Annotated in this window: 11 protein-coding genes; all 11 read left to right on the forward strand. The window is 50.9% G+C overall.

Going from position 1 to position 17341, the window contains the following annotated elements; genetic code table 11:
- The first annotated feature begins 158 nt into the window (after positions 1-158).
- A complete protein-coding gene (locus tag BM030_RS16440; RefSeq protein WP_090974703.1) occupies positions 159-1913 on the forward strand; it encodes a lysophospholipid acyltransferase family protein in 1755 nt (584 codons plus the stop codon).
- A gap of 79 nt (positions 1914-1992) precedes the next feature.
- Entirely contained in the window at positions 1993-2598 is a 606-nt protein-coding gene (locus BM030_RS16445) for an RNA polymerase sigma factor (protein WP_139215928.1), read from the forward strand.
- 131 nt (positions 2599-2729) lie between these two features.
- The gene (locus BM030_RS16450) at positions 2730-3893 is read left to right on the forward strand and encodes a FecR family protein (protein WP_090974705.1); all 1164 of its coding nucleotides are present in this window, start codon (positions 2730-2732) and stop codon (positions 3891-3893) included.
- A 169-nt stretch (positions 3894-4062) separates the two neighbouring features.
- Positions 4063-7452, forward strand: coding sequence for a TonB-dependent receptor (locus BM030_RS16455; RefSeq protein WP_244519017.1), 3390 nt, complete (start codon positions 4063-4065; stop codon positions 7450-7452).
- A gap of 32 nt (positions 7453-7484) precedes the next feature.
- Positions 7485-9143: a RagB/SusD family nutrient uptake outer membrane protein gene (locus tag BM030_RS16460; protein ID WP_211657642.1), complete on the forward strand. Its 1659-nt coding sequence runs from the start codon at positions 7485-7487 to the stop codon at positions 9141-9143.
- A gap of 22 nt (positions 9144-9165) precedes the next feature.
- Positions 9166-10029, forward strand: a complete 864-nt coding sequence (locus BM030_RS16465; protein ID WP_090974708.1) for an endonuclease/exonuclease/phosphatase family protein — start codon at positions 9166-9168, stop codon at positions 10027-10029.
- A 45-nt stretch (positions 10030-10074) separates the two neighbouring features.
- Positions 10075-11412 carry an IPT/TIG domain-containing protein gene (locus BM030_RS16470; protein WP_170845786.1) on the forward strand — a complete coding sequence of 446 codons (1338 nt, stop codon included), beginning with the start codon at positions 10075-10077 and terminating at the stop codon, positions 11410-11412.
- Between the two features lie 69 nt (positions 11413-11481).
- Positions 11482-12270, forward strand: a complete 789-nt coding sequence (locus tag BM030_RS16475; protein ID WP_090974710.1) for an endonuclease/exonuclease/phosphatase family protein — start codon at positions 11482-11484, stop codon at positions 12268-12270.
- A 99-nt stretch (positions 12271-12369) separates the two neighbouring features.
- The gene (locus BM030_RS16480) at positions 12370-12984 is read left to right on the forward strand and encodes an RNA polymerase sigma factor (RefSeq protein ID WP_170845787.1); all 615 of its coding nucleotides are present in this window, start codon (positions 12370-12372) and stop codon (positions 12982-12984) included.
- Positions 12985-13101: 117 nt separating this feature from the next.
- Positions 13102-14070 (forward strand): FecR family protein, encoded by a 969-nt coding sequence (locus tag BM030_RS16485; protein ID WP_090974712.1) that lies wholly within the window; start codon positions 13102-13104, stop codon positions 14068-14070.
- A 194-nt stretch (positions 14071-14264) separates the two neighbouring features.
- Positions 14265-17276 carry a TonB-dependent receptor gene (locus BM030_RS16490; protein ID WP_170845788.1) on the forward strand — a complete coding sequence of 1004 codons (3012 nt, stop codon included), beginning with the start codon at positions 14265-14267 and terminating at the stop codon, positions 17274-17276.
- Positions 17277-17341: the final 65 nt, after the last annotated feature.

Raw genomic sequence — 17341 nt, forward strand, 5'->3', positions numbered from 1 at the left:
ATATCAACCGCTGGCGGCCTAGGCTAATCTCCTAAAACCATTACAGACCACAAGCCCATAATAAAACAAAGAAGGCGCCCTTTTTAGACGCCTTCATTTCATTTTGGTTTAACCCCGGCTTAATGTGGCTTCCTTAGCTTTGTGCAAAGAGAAGCAGTATGGATCCGCTGATTTCCAAAGACATGCTGTCAAGGGCGGTAGGGCTTGACAAGTGGCCTGTGCCGGGGCTGGATAAGTTGCTGATGCAGTTGATGCAGTTGGATCGCTTCAATGCAGCGTTCAACCGGGTCCGTCACTTCCAAGGCATGGATTTTATTGATGCCGTGCTGGATATCTTGGGTATTAGCGTTGATGTAGACGCAGCCGAGATGGCACGCCTGCCGAAATCCGGAGCCTTTATCGTTGTAGCTAACCACCCTTACGGCGGTATAGAAGGGTTGGTACTACTGAAAATCCTTTGTTCGGTCAGGCCTGAGGCAAAAGTCATGGCCAATTTCTTGCTCCGGCATATTCCCAACCTGAATAACTATTTCATCGGCGTAAACCCCTTTCATGAAGAAGCGCATCTCTCCAACGTGGCAGGGGTTCGCGAGGCGCTGGCCTGCATACAGCAAGGCATTCCCGTGGCTGTTTTCCCGGCGGGTGAGGTGTCGGCTTACCAACCGGCACTACAGCGCGTTACAGACAGACGCTGGCATCCCGTTATGGGCAAGCTGTTGGTTAAGGCGGGAGTACCCATCGTACCGATTTATTTTCATGGCCACAACAGCGTGCTGTTTAACCTGTTAGGTGTCATCCACCCCTCGTTGCGCACGGCGAGACTGCCCGCAGAGCTGTTCAATAAAAGCGGGCAACGGTTACGGGTACGGATAGGCACCCCTATCAGCCCTGAAAAAGTGGCTAAGGGAAAGCAGCCAGCTAAGGAGTTGCTTGAATATGTGCGGGCCCGCACTTATGCGTTGGGAATGGATACACCCAAAGCCGGGTGGGAATGGCTGGAGCGCGGTGGTTTTAAACTGCCTAAAAAGGCTGAAGCAATCGTGCAGGAGGTGCCCGTTACCGCGCTGGAACAGGAGCTTACCAGTTTACAGGAAAACAAACTGCTCAACGTCGGACACTTTGAGGTCTACCTTGGAAGCGCTCAGCAGATGCCTCAGCTTATCCGTGAAATTGGCAGGCTGCGGGAGCAGACATTCCGCAGCGTGGGCGAAGGCAGCAACCGCGCCATTGATCTAGATGTATTCGACCTCTATTACCGGCATCTGTTTATCTGGGACCGCAGCGCACGCGTAATGGTAGGTGCTTACCGTATTGGCATGGGCGAAGAGCTGCTGTATAGCCACGGGAAACGAGGTTTTTACTTGTCGCAATTGTTCAAAATGGATAAAGGCATGGAACCCATTTTGAAAGAAAGCCTGGAGTTGGGACGCAGCTGGATACGCACAGAGTACCAGCAGACGGTCATGCCGCTCTACCTGCTGTGGAAAGGCGTGGCGGCTTATCTGGCACAACATCCTCAATACCGTTATCTGATCGGCCCGGTAAGCATCAGTGGAGAATTCTCCCGTTTCTCCCGCTCCATTATCGTTGAATTTATCCGCCGCAACTGTTTTGATGAGCGGCTGGCCGCGCTTGTACGGTCGCGGAAGCGGTTCAGACCAAGCCTCATGAAAATGAACCTTGAGGCATTGTTGGACGACCCCACATCGCTAACCGCATTGGAACAACTGGTAATGGATATTGAGCAACCCAACCGCCGCTTTCCGGTGTTGTTACGCCATTATCTCCGGCTGGAGGCCAAAATCATTGCCTTTAACGTAGACCCCAAGTTCAACTATTGCCTCGATGGATTTTTAGTGTTTGACCGCCATAAACTGAACGAAGCGATGGAGCGGCGCTTTTTTGGGGGCTAGGGGTAATTAATATAGATTTAATATTAACCTTGTATATTTGTGGAACCATCGGATTAAGCGGCTTACGCCCGACAAAAAGATGAAAATGAAGGTTCCGGCTGAAAATAAGTACTGGAAGGAATTTATCGCAGGGCAGGATGATGCGTATCGGGCGCTATATGATTGTTTTTCAGACAGGTTGTTTTCCTTTGGCTGCCGCTTTTGTCCAGACGAAGAGACGGTCAGGGACGCGTTGCACGACCTTTTTTTAGATTTGCACACCTATCGTGAGAAGCTGAACAAAGAGGCCAATGCCAGAGCCTATCTGTATGCTTCGCTAAGGCGTAAAGTGCTGGCATTAATGCGCCTTAAACAAAAATACCAACTGATGGACGATGTTTCAGTGGAATTTCATTTATCAGTTAACCAGCATGCCGAGGCCGCGCTGAGGCTTGATGAAACGGAGCGTGAGCGGCTTGCCCTTCTTGCCGAAGGGCTTCGGGAGCTTACGGATAGGCAACGGGAGGCGTTGTACCTGCGTTTCCGCTCGGGCTTGAGCTATGATGAGGCGGCTTGTATCATGGAAATAACTGCCACATCTTGCCGTATAATGGTGCACCGTGCCGTCAAAACGTTGCGGGCGAACCTTAAGAGGCGCCTATCGGCCCTGAGCCTGTTATTCATCCTATGCAGCGCCTCGCGCTAACTGCACTACTATTTATTCTTCGCTTTTTTAAAATTAAATTTCCTTATAACCAGACTTTTAGTTTTTTTTTGAAATGGCAATGTATACAAATGGCCATGACCTATCTCTTTATTAAGTAGTTCAGAGACTATATGCAAGAAAACGAAGGAGATATTCCCGGACGAGACCGGGATAGCAGGCAGTCAGAAAGTGGTTCCGGACGACACGACCCCGAATTGTCGGCCCAGATAGGGCGCATGATAACTAAACATGCCGATGACAAGAAGATGAGAGAATCGGATAGGGAGCGGCTTTGGATTAGCATAACGCAAACAGTCGCGACAAAAGTCAAGACGAAGGCTTCGAGGAATCGTAGATGGATAGTTGCTACGGCCAGCGCCGCTGTTGTTGCGGTAACAATGGGAATAGGTTTATGGTTTAACCGAACACCCCCGCTGGACGAAGGTGAGTTCTTGAAAAGACTGGCACGGGAGCGCCATGCCGACTTAAGCAGGATCGATTCCGTCCGGTTGGCTTCCAGTACGGGGACGGAGATCGCTGTAGGTGACGATGCAGTATTATATTATCAGGACTCGCTGTTGCAGATTACAGGCGGCGACGGCACGAAGCGTGAACTGGTACTGCATAACCCAGATGTATACAACACGTTGATTGTACCTTACGGGAAACGGACGGAGGTGGTGCTGGCTGACGGTACGAAAGTATGGCTGAATGCCGGTTCCGAGCTTACATTTCCCGTGGTTTTTGGCAAGGGCAGCCGGGCCATATACCTGGAAGGCGAGGGTTATTTTGATGTGGCACACCGTGAAGGGCAACCTTTTGTTGTACACTTGGCAGATATGGAGATAAATGTGTTAGGAACGACGTTTAACGTCAGCGCTTACACAGATGACAGCTTTAGCTCCGCGGTGCTGCTTACCGGAGCGATCGAATTGAAAAGCAAACAGAAAAACGGCTTCAATACGGTGCGCCTCAAACCGGGAAAAAAGGCGACCTTGAACCGGAAGGATAGGCAGCTGACTGTGGCAGATGCCAGCGGTGAAGACGATATTTCGTGGACGAAGAAGCAACTGATCCTAAAGAGCATGCCGGTATCTGGCTTGATTCGGCGGCTGGAAAGGGTGTACAATACCGCTGTCGTATTGGGTGATGGTGCGGAGGCGGCCGACGAAAAAATCTCCGGCAGTCTTGATCTTACCCAACCGTTAGCCGATGTGCTGTCGATCATCTATGAACCGGATATTTATCGAATAAACCAAGAAGAAAGGAGGTTCGTTATTTCACGAAAAAATTAATCGTCCTAACCCGAAAACGATAAAAGCAGGGTACGTGCTGCAACACCACCCTGCCTGACATTTTATTAACTGAAGTTATTAATAAAAATTGAACAAATTTATGAAAAAAATCTACTCCCGCCATAAGCCACAAAAAAAGGCGGGGTTGGTTCGAAAGCTCTTACGAACAATGAAATTCGTCTCTTTTTGCCTAATGCTGGGACTGGCGGCGGCGCACGCCGAAACCTATTCACAGAGTATCAGCATGGATATCAAGAATGGTTCCATCGTGGAGGTCTTCAACGAAATACAGCGTCAGAGCGACTATGCCATCGTATATAAGGACCATGCTGTGTCAGGTCGTAAAGTGTCGATCACGGCAGAAAACAAAGAGGTGCTCACTGTATTGGACCATGTATTGGAACAGACGGGTCTTGCCTACCGTATCCGCGGTAAGCAGATTACCATTATTAGCAAACCGGCGGCCCGTAGAACTGCGACGCGGTTTCCGCAGGATTCACTCATTACGGTACGCGGGCTGGTGGTTGATGCCAAAGACACCGATATGCCGCTTGTGGGGGTAGGGATACAGGTGAAAGATGCGGGAACATCGACGGTGAGCGATAAGGAAGGTCATTTCACCGTTCGCGTACATCCACAAGCCATACTTACAATATCCTCAATCGGTTATCGAACTGTGGAAGTGGGCGTGGCCGGCCGTACGAGTATTCGGATAGCTTTGGAAGAACAGGTGTCGGCCATTGACGAAGTGGTGGTCGTGGGCTACGGTGAGCAACGAAAAATCAACCTCACCGGTGCGGTGGGCTCAATCAGGGCAGAGGACTTTGCCGCGCGCCCCATCGTTTCGGTAAACCAGGCCCTGCAGGGACAATTGCCTGGAGTAACCGTGGTGAACACCAACGGCCGGCCGGGGACAAACAATACCAACATCCGCATCCGGGGAATCAATACGTTGAATAACGCAGGACCGCTGGTGGTTATTGACGGGGTGCCGGGCGGCGATATGTCCATCCTCAATCCGGAAGATGTGGAAAGCGTGTCCGTACTGAAGGATGCGGCTTCAGCTTCCATTTACGGAGTCCGCGGTGCCAATGGCGTCATCTTGGTGACCACCAAAAAAGGACGGGCCGTTGACGACGGCAAGGCCGATATCAATTATAACGGATATTATGGTATGCAGATGCCTGTTACGTTGCCGGAGATGGCCAATTCGTGGGAATACATGGAACTGATGAACGAAGCGCTGGTCAACGGCCGGAATAACCCCGCATGGACGGACGAGCAGATCCGGATTGCGCGCGAAGGCAGCGACCCCGATTATTTTGCCAATACTCGCTGGATCGATGAAATCTATAACAGCCACGCTCCCCAGCATAGCCACAACCTGTCCGTGAATGGGGGGATGGGCCAGTCCACCTACCGACTCGCCTATGGTTACCTCAATCAGGGCGGTATGGTTACGGGCGATAACTTCAATTCGCACCGCCATAATATCCGGGCACGGTTCAATACCACGTTGTTCGATCGCCTGACGATCGACGGTAATGTCGGTTACATCGACCGGAATTATCTCGCCTCAGCAGAAAACCCAAGCAGTACGGGAGGCCCGTTGAACGCGGCCATGGCCATTAGTCCGTTGGTGCCTGTACGGTTTTCTACTGGAGGTTGGGGCTATCATGGTGGGCAGCGCAATCCCATTGCCGTTACCACTGATGGCGGAACAGACAAGTTTAATTCCCAGGAGTTCACCGGCAACCTACAGGCCAGCCTGCACATCTGGGACGGCCTCCGCTTACGCGGCCAATTGGGCAACGTGCGTTATCATACCCGCCGTACGGTGATGGTCAATACCATTGACTACATCGATCCCTACGGTGAGCTGGTCTACCAGAACAACGTACCTAACCGGATGGAAGTACGCAGCTTCACACGCAATTACATCAACCTGATGGGTATGCTGGAGTACGAGAAGACCTTTGCGGATGCTCACTACATCAAAGCCATGGTGGCTGCTTCGCAGGAGGAGGACGTCAACAATGACATCAACGCCAGCCGTACGCATTTCCCCGTGGAAGGAATCCCAAGTCTTAATATCGGTACTGAAAACCAACTCAATTCCAATCCCACAACGCAGTGGGCGCTGCGCTCTTTTTTTGGCCGGGTAAATTATGCATTCAAAGATCGCTACCTGCTGGAGGCCAATTTCCGCCGGGACGGATCCTCACGTTTCCATCCTTCACTGCGGTGGAATTGGTTCGGCTCGGTATCCGGTGGTTGGGTGTTTTCCGAAGAGCCGTTTTTCCGTGGGCGGATAAAAGACATCGTTGACATGGGTAAGATACGGTTTTCATACGGTACGCAGGGAAATGATCGTGTGGAAAACGCATCCGGCTCACTGATGAATTTTGGATACATGAACACCTATGCGTCGCGTACCACGATGCCTATTGGCAACGTGCTGACCAATGCATTCTGGCAGCCGAACGTAGGGAATCCCCTGTTGTCTTGGGAGAGCTCCCTGAAAAGCAACGTTGGGTTCGATCTCACGTTGCTTGGCAACCGGCTCAACGTTGTGGCCGACTATTACGTAAACAAGACCAACGATATCCTGTTGGCTGTGCCGCTGCCGGACGTGTTCGGTGCAAACTTTCCTGTGCAGAATGCAGGCAGTGTAGAAAATCGTGGATGGGAAGTGCAGGTAGGATGGCGCTCCACGATAAACACCGTCGGGTACGGCGTCACTGCAAACTTGGCCGACGTCCGGAACCGGGTGACTGACTACGGCGGTGCCCCGCCAGTGATTGGCGACCGTATACGCCGTGTGGGTGATCCCATAGATGCGTTTTATGGCCTGGTGGCTGATCGCATTGCGCAGGAGGCCGATTTTGAGTATAACCCCATGACTGGCGCATACATCCCGCGCTTCCCGCATATTGAAGGGGATCCGATATCGCCCGGAGACATCATCTACCGGGTGCTGACGCCGACTACCGACCCGAACAAACCATATGACTTCAATGATCCGGAGCGAGAATACATATCGCTTGACAAGGATCGCACCGTCATCGGCAATACCATTCCTCGCTATACTTATGGGCTTCAAGGTGATTTGGCTTGGAAAGGGTTCGATTTCTCGTTTTTCATCCAAGGCGTGGGCAAAGTGAACGGACTGTTGTCAGGACAGGCACGGCATGCATTCATCAACCAGAGTACCATGCCACACCGGGCGCATCTCGATCGGTGGACACCCGAAAATCCTAATGCCAGCTATCCGCGTTTGGTGTACAACCAGACATACAACACCCGCTTGTCGACGTTTTGGCTCGAAGACGCTTCCTACTTGAGGCTAAAGAACATTCAGCTTGGCTATACGCTACCACAACGTGCTCTTGGCCTGCTGGGCGTCGGCAAAGTGAGGGTGTACGCCTCGGCCGAAAATCTTCTTACGCTTACCAACTTCTATTCAGCGTTTGATCCCGAGGTCCCGGTGAATACCGCAGGGGGGGTATACCCACAGATGAAGACGTTTGTTTTCGGAATAAGTGCAAACTTGAAGTAAATCAATAGATTATTGATATAAAACGTATTGTAATGAATAAAATAGTTAGTTATACTGCTATCTTGATGTTAGCCACGTCGTGCAGCGACAACTTCCTCGATCGCGTGCCGCTCGATAATATCGTTGATGAAACGTATTGGCAAACGGAAGAACACCTGGTGCTTGGGGTAAATACCTGCTACGCCTTCATCAAAAACAAAAATACAGTAGACATCGGCCAAATGGGTGACGAAAGCATCAACTCTACGGCCAGCAACGCCTACAGGCTGATCGCATCCGGAAATTACACCTATGATCTTGCCACGGTGAATAATCAATGGAAAGACCAATATGCGGGTATCCGGCATTGCAACAACTTTTTGGCCAACTACCATCGAGCCGAAAGTGTAAGTGAAGCGCGCCGTGAAGCGCTGGCCGGTGAGGCGAGGGTGATCCGTGCACTGCTTTATTTCTATCTTACGTTTTTCTTCGGTGATGTGCCCATCGTGGATAAGCCGTTGAATATCGATGAGGTATACGGCCCTCGCGATCCCCAGGAAAAAGTTATCGACTTTATCTTCGATGATCTCGATCTGGCCGCGCAGCATCTTCCGGCCGAGATACAGACTGGTGCCAACCTGGGCCGGATCTCAAGGGGTGCGGCTTATGCCCTGAAAGCGCGCGTTGCGTTGTATGCCGGGCGTTATGACGTGGCTGAGCGGGCCGCTCAGGATTGCATCGATCTCGGTGTATATGAGCTGTATGATAACGGTGACCCAAAGACGAGCTACAATGAGCTTTTCACATGGGAGGGCAAACTGGCGGCCGGTAAAAACCGGGAAACTATTCTGGCCCGGACGTATCTCTCGGATATAACGATGCATAACCTGAGCCGGGAAATCCAGGTGCCCGACCAAGCCAGCCGCTTTAATCCAACCAAGGCATTAGTGGATACTTATTTGGATACATTAGGCTACCCGATTACGCACCCCTCCTCGGTATACGAGGAAAACTCGTATGCGGATATTTTCAAAAACCGTGACCCACGTATGCGGCAGACCATCCTGCCTCCCGGATCGGTGTGGGGTGGACGTAACGATGGCAACCCGAATAATACGGACCTGACGATTTATACCGCTCCGCGATTCATCGCCGGCAACCCGGGCGGATGTGTCACCCTTAGCGGTTTTTATTTCACCAAGTATGTGCATGTACCTACCGTGGCGCAGGTGAGCCGTGACCAAAATGATATCCATCTGATCCGGTACGCTGAGGTACTACTCACATTGGCAGAGGCTAAGCTGGAACAAGGCACGCTTACGCAAGCTGATGTAGATCGTACAATCAATCTGCTCCGTGACCGAGTGGGCATGGTGCGCATGGATTTGGCTTGGCTACAAGCAAACGGGCTGGACGTACGTGAGGAGATACGCCGTGAACGACATGTAGAGCTGGCCATGGAAGGTCAGCGTTGGTTTGATATCGTGCGTTGGAAACAAGGACATCTACTCGCAGCCGACGTTAAAGGCATGCGCCGTTCGTTTGCCGTGGTGCAGGCTGATGTTGCCAACCTGCGCGTGGACAGCGAAGGGTATATCATCGTAAACGACGGCCGTCGTTTCGAGGACCCTAAAAATTACCTGTTACCCGTGCCGATGGAACAACATAATCGTAACCCCGAGTTAGGGCAGAACCCGGGCTGGATTAATTGAGGTAAAGATGTAAACTAAGCGTATGATGAGACTTCTTGAATTGATTGGTTGTGCGATGCTATGCTTGGCCGTTGCATGTGGAAAGGCTGGAAACAGTCCTGACGAAACCGGAATGCCAAGCCCGCCTGAGCCAAGGACGGTGTTGAAACCCGGTGATACCATCAAGGTAATGACCTACAATATCCACCATGCTAATCCACCATCCAGGCCTGGCGAGATTGATGTCGAGGCCATAGCCGCGGTGATCAACCGCGAAAACCCAGATATCGTTGCCCTTCAAGAGGTAGACGTCCGTACGCGACGGTCGGGGCCTTCACTCGATCAGGCCCGCACGCTCGCTACGCGTACCGGTATGCAGGTGTTCTTTAGCAAATCCATCGATTACCAAGGAGGTGAATACGGGAACGCCATCTTGTCCAAGTTACCGATTGTGCAACGCATTCGGCACGAATTGCCAAGTGCGCCCGGCGCTTCAGTAGAAGGACGGTCGTTGGCTCTGATTGCTGTGGGAACCGATGACGGTGGATTCGTGTACATCGGTAGCACACACCTCGATGTGTCGGATACTGAGACACGAAACATGCAAGTAGACAAGCTCAGAGAAGTGAATCAGCACCTTAGTGCGCCTTTTGTCATTGGTGGGGATTTTAACGCCCAAATCGGTTCGGAAACCATCAACCGGTTTGTAGCAGGGGAAATGTTCCGGACAGCTTGCCTCGGAAGTTGCCCAAATACAATCCCGGCCACCAGTCCCAATCGGGCTATTGACTTCATTTTTCTCAATCAGGAGGCCTCATCAGTGTTCACCGTGTTGAGCTACGCGACGGTCAACGAGACCTATGCCTCCGATCACCGGCCGGTGGTAACCGAATTGAAATACAGATAACAGACATTTATCCATATAAAAATGGTACAGTCAAATAAATACATAATGAAACGAAATATCATGCTGCTGTTTATGATAACGGGAATGCTCATAACAGCTTGCGAAAAGGATAATGGTGGATCAGCTTCCGGCGCAGACCCCGTGATCGCTTCCATCTCCCCCGAAAAAGGATATCCCTTGTCCACGCTCGCCGTTAAGGGAGAAAACTTCAGTCGGGTACGTACAGAAAACCGCGTAGAAATCAACGGGGTTGAAGCCAGGATTATTCATTTCAACGAGCATACCATCCACGTGGAAGTACCAGAAGGAGGATCGACCGGATCGGTATCCGTGATTGTCAATGGCCGTTCGACGACCGGACCGGTTTTCGAATACATGGTGCCACCGGCCATCTACCGAGCAGAGACCTACGCGGGCACTGGGCAAGAGGGGTATGCTGAAGGGCCGCGGCAGTCAGCATTACTCAACCGGCCGGGAGGTGTGGTATTTGATTCGAAGGGTAACTTGATTTTCTCCGATCGCAATAATAACCGTATCCGTAAAATTAGCCCTGACGGGCAGGTATCATTGGTAGCTGGTACAGGAACGCAGGGTCGTCAAGATGGTCCGGCACACCAGGCGACTTTCGCTTGGCCTTACGGTATTGCCATCGACAAGGATGACAATATCTATGTGGCTGACCGTAACAACCACCTGGTGCGTAAGATCGACGCGGCCACCGGCATGGTAAGTACTATCGCTGGTAGCACGCAAGGGTACGCAGAGGGAAACCGGACGGAAGCGCGGTTCAATCAGCCACTTGATGTAGCTGTGGCCGACGACGGTACGGTATATGTTGCCGACTACAACAACAGCCGGATACGGAAAATTGCTCCCGATGGCATGGTAAGTACCTATGTGGGTGATGGTACCCAGGCTCACCAAGACGGGCCGCGGGAAACAGCACGGGTTAATCGCGCGCCGGGAATCGATATAGACCACGAAGGTAACCTGATTATTGCCGATCGCTTCAACTACTGCGTCCGGAAAGTAACCCCGGATGGCATGGTGACGACTATCGCCGGTAGCCGCTCGAGGCAATATGGATATGCCGACGGACCTGAAGCAGACGCGCTATTTTTCGGGATCTGGGGTGTGCATGCTGCTGCCGACGGGCATATCTATATCGCGGAGATCAATGACAACCACGCCATCCGGGTACTCACGCCCGAGGGCGAAGTGCGCACACTTGGTGGAGGAGGACAGTCAGGATTTGTCAATGGGGAGCCATCAACGGTTTCCAGGTACAATACACCTGTCGGAATCACGCTTGACGCGGAGGGCAATATCTATGTAGCAGATCTGGAAAATCACGCCATACGGCGTCTCGTTCGTACCAACTAATATATTTTTCAATCAGATAAAATGGTTGGCCGGTCCGTATGCACCGGCCAACCATTTAAATAAGTTATTATGAAGAAGATTTTTTTTCTCGGTTTGGTGTTCCTGTATGCGATGCTGTTGGCGGTAGCGGCAGGCCATGCGCAATCACTGAAGGTGCTAACTTATAACATTCACCACGCCAATCCACCGTCCCAACCAGATTCTATTGATCTGCTGGCTGTCGCGCGGGTCATCCGCGACAGCGGAGCGGAACTGGTCGCATTGCAGGAGGTAGATGTGTATACCGAACGGTCAGGAATGCAAGTGAACCAAGCTGCTGAATTGGGTAGGCTAACCGGTATGCGTCACTATTTTGCTAAAGCTATCGACTATCAAGGCGGTGAGTATGGCGTTGCCATTTTATCGAAACACCCATTTATTACAACTGAAAACCATCCATTGCCGATGGCAGAAGGTGTAGGCGGCGAACCGCGGACGCTGGCATTGGCGGTTGTGGAGCCGCGCCCAGGCAAACCTATCGTCTTTGCATGCACGCACTTAGACCTGAAAGCTGAGAACAAGCTGCTACAGGCTAAACATATCATCGATCTGCTTGCTGATAGGGATTATCCGGTGATACTTGGAGGCGATTTCAATGCGCAACCTGACAGCGAGGTGATTCAGCTGCTGGATGGGTACCTGCAACGGAGCCAGAGTTCAGTTGGCGAGGGGTTCACCATACCGGTCAATTCACCGAACCGCGAAATCGATTTTATTATGTTCGGGCCCGCAGGGGTTTTTCAGGTAGTCAGGCATGAAGTTATTAATGAACAATATGCTTCAGATCACCTGCCTGTGTATGTCGAGTTGGACTTATAGTTACCATTGCTGGACGTCCCTGCGCTTTTGGGGGGTATTTAATAATTTATTCTTCTTGGGTTCGCGTTCAGTAAATATACAATGCTATACTTTGCCGATGTGAACACAGCAAAGCAAGCGCATACACGGCAGCGGGTTTCCACATCAGATGAAGTGCTTTTTGAGCAGTTACATAAGTCATCCTGGTCGATGTTGTTTCAACTGGCTTGCAAAAAAGTTGGAGATCGGGATGAAGCTTACGATCTGCTGCAGGAATTATTTGTAGAACTTTGGAATAAACGGGATGTTTTTCCCCTGAATAACCTGTCCCCGGCCTGGCTGAAAAAACGGTTATGGTATAAATTAATCACCTACTTCCGAACACAGGGGTTCCACCGGCGGCACCTTGAAGATTTCAGACGGTTCATGGCACTCGAATATCCAGCAGTTCAGCCGGACGAATCATCGGTCAAACTGGCTGAAAGCCAGTTTGAGATCATAATGGAGGCTGTTGAACTTGCAGTAGCACAGATGCCTGATCGCATGCAGGAAGTTTTCCTGCTCAACCGTGAGCGACATTTCTCAATCGACGAGATTGCCCAACACCTTGGCCTTTCTCCCAATACAGTACGCAATCACCTCCATGCTGCCATGAAACGGCTGCGCAAGTCATTGCAGATGCAAAACCTGACCGCTCCCTGCCTTGCATTGATTTGGTGGGTATTCGTTGGTTGATGTTAATAAATCATTAAATTATTATTCATAAAAACTTAATATCCAGACGCTGGTATATCCGGCCGTTTCGTGCTTTACTATAGTAGTTGATAGGAAAAAACGTGTAAGTATATCAGGATGGAAAACGGCGGCGCACTAAAGAACCTGTTTCAGAAATTGACTGGAGGAACAGCATCGCGGAAAGAGCAGCAGCTTATAGCACAATGGCTTGATCAGCTCGACGGCGGCGAGGAGATGGATAAGCAGGCACTCGAAGCGTGGGAAATTCGTTCCATGGCCGAATTGCGGGCAGCAATCAAGCCCAAATTGGCCAGTAGACAGCCCACACGGAAGCTGGTATGGATGGGCGCAGTAGCTGCGGTACTGTTGGCGGTTCTGGGGATATGGTCGTTCCGGTTGCACCTGTACCACCCCTCCGTAGATAAGTTGCCTGCGGTTGATTATGTGGAACTCCGTACCGGCGCCGGCCAACGTAAGTTGGTGACGCTCTCGGATGGTTCACGTATCTGGCTGGGCAATGCCAGTAGTGTCCGATATCCTAAAGGGTTTCAGCAGGATAGACGTGACGTTTTCCTTGAAGGGCAGGCTTTTTTTGAGGTAGCGCCAGACTCGACCAAACCATTCTGGGTGCATACCAACGGACTGGATATTCAGGTGCTGGGTACCTCATTCGATGTGAAAAACTATGAAGGGGAAGTCATTAAAACGGTTACCGTAGCCACAGGAAAAGTACTGGTGCAGCCGCAGCATGCCGGAAAGGAATGGACACTCGGAAAAGGAGATCAAATTATCTGCCACGCCACAGCCAATCAGTACCGTGTACAGCCGGCTGACCTGACGGTGGCATTGGCTTGGAAAAACGGCGAACTGATATTCCGCGATACACCGCTGGAAGAAATAGCTACGCAACTGCAGCGATGGTATGGTGCTGACATCAACATCGTTTCCCGTTCACTTCTGAAAAGGCGGTTGTCCTTATCGGTAAAAGATGAGCCGCTGCAACGGGTACTAAACATGCTTGCTGTAGCCGGAGCGTTTCGTTTCGACATCCAGGGAAGGAAAGTAGAAATCTGGAATGAAGAATAGACTGGAATGGATCCCTACAAGAAAGGAGGCGGTATGCTGAAACGTTAAACACCCAAACACCCCCATTGGCAAAAAATAGGGCGGAAGCTTCTCACCACCCCGCCCTACATGTTTTCAAAACTCATTTATGGACTGAATCATTAAAAACAATGAACAATATTATAAATAAAAATGCAATAAAAAGAATTTGCGATATGTCACGATTACTGTTCCTGCTGTTGGTGATATCCGGCACCACCTCGGGTATCCTGTTTGCATCCGATGTAATGTCGCAGCACCTTCGCAAGGTAAGCGTAACGGTTGAAGCCGATGACCGCAGCAACCTCGGTAGCATCTTCCGGCAATTGGAAAAGCAGTCGGGCTTCCGTTTCTATTATAACAAGGAGGTGGGGGAAATGGAAGCCGTTGGCTTCATAAATAGCGGAAATACGAATCTGTATGAACTGTTGGAAGCGTTATCCGGTACCTTTCATTTAAAGATTACGCAAAACAAAAACATTATCGCGGTCACCCAAGCCCTTCCCCAGCAGTCGGGCCGCATCGTAGGTCGCATCACGGATGCTGTTTCGGGAGAGCCGCTGCCAAACGCCACAATCCAGTTGCAGGGTTCGTCATCCGTTACCGTAACGGACAACCGCGGTCTTTACCGATTGAATGGTGTGCCGGCCGGACATGCGGAATTGGTTGTGCGCTACCTGGGGTATGTCGATCAGCAAGTTTCCGTAAACGTGGAGGCTGGTCGTGCAAAACAGGCGGATGTCGCGATGACGCCGCAGCTCACCGAGCTCGAAGGCATCACGGTGTCGGGTATCCGCAGAGGAGAAGTCAAGTCGTTGAACACCATGAAAAACGCAGAGAACATCAAGTATGTGCTTTCGCAGGAGCAGATAGAGCGGTTTCCGGACAATACCGTAGGTGAGGCGTTGCAGCGTGTACCCGGAGTAGCTGTCGGCTATAGCTACGGCTTGGCCAGAAACGTCATCATCCGTGGTCTTGGACAGGATCAGGGTTCAATAACCCTGAATGGAAACCGCTTGCCTTCGACCTCCGCGGGCAGCCGTACTACGGATCTCAATGGCATCCTTTCCAACACCGTGGAAGCCATTGAGGTGATAAAGACGCTGACACCCGATCAAGATGCCGACGGTACGGCCGGAACGGTCAACATCATCACCAAAACACCACCTGAAAATTCCCGGTCGCTGGATGGTAAGGCGTCACTGGGCAATAATCTGCTGGTTGGCAAAAACCTTTACGAAGTAGGCCTCAATTATTCGGAAAGGAAAACCAAATGGGGGTATCAACTGGGAGGAAGCTACATGCGTTCGCTGCGTGGCGAAGACCGTATCCAAAAAAGTTACGGCAATTATACCGTTGCAGATGTTGATCAGCAAAACTGGCTCCGCGTCATTTCACTGGAAGATACCCAGCTTAAACGCGATAACGTAGGCATACAAGCCGAACTGAACTTCTACCCCCATCCGGAAGCCAGTTTTTACCTGCGCGGCAATTACAATAAATACTACGAGATACAAGCGCGGAATAACAGGAACTTCGTGATAGGCCAATACCAAAATGCCAGCGAGGTAAGTGGGGTTACTGTGGAACATGCCGGTAACGATCGTGATTATAACCGCGACCTGCTGATGTTTTCCCTGGGCGGTAAAAAGGCCGCGGGCAATTGGGAACTTTTCGGTGATCTCACGTACAGCCGTGGCGTTTATGACCAGCCGATCTATTACAGTGCCAATTTTACGCGGCGCGGATTAAGCGGTACGGTAGACCTTTCGGAATTACGGACGCCATTGATTTCCCTGCAGGGGGATGATGTCTACAACCCCAACCAATATGCCACCAACCAGTATGTTAACCGGCATGATTCGGCGTTGGATCACGATGGACAGGCCACCGTCAACGCCACCCGATCGTTCCGTTTCAATGAGCGCGATCGCGGAATCATCAAATTCGGTGGACGCTTTCGTTATAAGTACAACGAGCGGAGCAGGAATTATTTCCGGCATGTGCTGAGAGACGGGAATTTCTCGTTGGCCGACTTCAATACAGGCATCGAGCGGAACGATTACTACCAAAATAAATACCGTATCGGTATGTTCCCCGATGTGGAACGCATGGAGCGGTACTTCCGAGACAACCCAGAGTTGTTCATAGACGACGTGACCTATACCCGCCAGAATACCGATCCCGATTCCTATACCGGAACGGAATACCTGGCCGCAGCTTATGCCATGACGCGCTTCAATGTGGATAAACTGGAAGTCACAGCCGGTGTACGGTATGAGCAGACCGGATTTGACTATAAGGGCAATGAAGTGGTTCTGGATGAAGACGGCGTATACGTGCGTACAAACCCGGTCAATACCAGCAAAATGTTTGATGGGTTTTTCCCAAGCATTAACCTGAAGTATGCGCTGACCCCGCAAACGAACCTCCGTGCTGCGGCCACACGTTCCCTTTCACGCCCAAGTTATTACGATTTGGTACCATGGGAGGAGGTGCTCAATCGCAATCAACGGGTAAATAAGGGTAACCCTGATCTTCAGCAAGCAACGGCCACCAATTTGGACGTTCTATTTGAACATTACCTCAGCAAGATCGGACTACTCTCCGGCGGGGTTTTCTACAAACGAATAAACGATTATATTTATAGTCGGTCATTCCAGCAGGTGGGCGGAGAATATGACGGCTGGCGCATCGATCAGGCAACAAATGGCGCGGCGGCTGATGTCTATGGCTTTGAGTTGGCGTGGCAGCAGCAGTTTACCTTTTTGCCAGGCTTTTTAAACGGTTTTGGTATCTACGCCAACTATACCCAGATCCAGTCCAGTTTTGATGTGCCGGGTATTGAAATGGATCGGACGGTTCGTTTGCCAGACATGCGTCCAAAAGTAGGTAACCTGGCACTATCGTACGAGAAATACGGTTTTTCAGGCCGGATATCGGCATATTTCTATGAGACGTTTACCATGGAGTTGGCGGATACACCTGATAACGATTTAATCGAAGCGGGCCGGATGCAACTGGATTTCTCTGCTTCCCAGCGGATCAATCCGAAAACCAGAATCTTCATTGGTGTCAGTAACCTCACCAACGCACCGGTACGCAATTACTACGGCGACGGTCGGCCGGATAACGATCGGATTTATTCTGTATGGGGTAATGTGGGGATACGGTATAGTCCATTTTAAGTAAATGGATTAAAAACGCATCGCAGGTAATATAAGGAAATGAATTAATAAATTGCATAAAACAA

The sequence above is a fragment of the Parapedobacter composti genome, assembly GCF_900112315.1.
In the GTDB taxonomy this organism is placed as follows: domain Bacteria; phylum Bacteroidota; class Bacteroidia; order Sphingobacteriales; family Sphingobacteriaceae; genus Parapedobacter; species Parapedobacter composti.